Origin of the sequence: Pyramidobacter sp. C12-8, from assembly GCF_002007215.1 — a bacterium.
Classification (GTDB): domain Bacteria; phylum Synergistota; class Synergistia; order Synergistales; family Dethiosulfovibrionaceae; genus Pyramidobacter.
Genome location: NZ_MUHX01000115.1, coordinates 1 through 242, shown reverse-complemented (window position 1 = coordinate 242; position 242 = coordinate 1). Strand labels below are relative to the sequence as shown.

Here is a 242-nt window from a genome sequence, read left to right as displayed (position 1 = left end):
TCAGAACCAGCAGAATGAGGTCACCGATGCGGTTGACGCTGCAATCAAAGACACGCTGGGTGACCACACCGCTTACGCTGCGATTGTGGCGTACATGCAGAAAGAAATTGGTGGCGCTAACATCTTGGCGATCGGTTCCAATATCACCCAGGGTGTGGCCGACATTGCTGCTACGATGGCTAGTGCGTTCACGATGAGTCTTACGAATCCGAAATTCTTTGAACAAATTTCTGAGCTTGTTC

At 50.4% G+C, this 242-nt stretch carries 1 protein-coding gene; it reads left to right on the top strand.

Translation table 11 applies throughout. The annotated features are described in order from the left end of the window. The coding region (locus tag B0D78_RS13040) for a hypothetical protein (RefSeq protein ID WP_168170145.1) at positions 1 to 242 on the top strand (242 nt) is incomplete at both ends.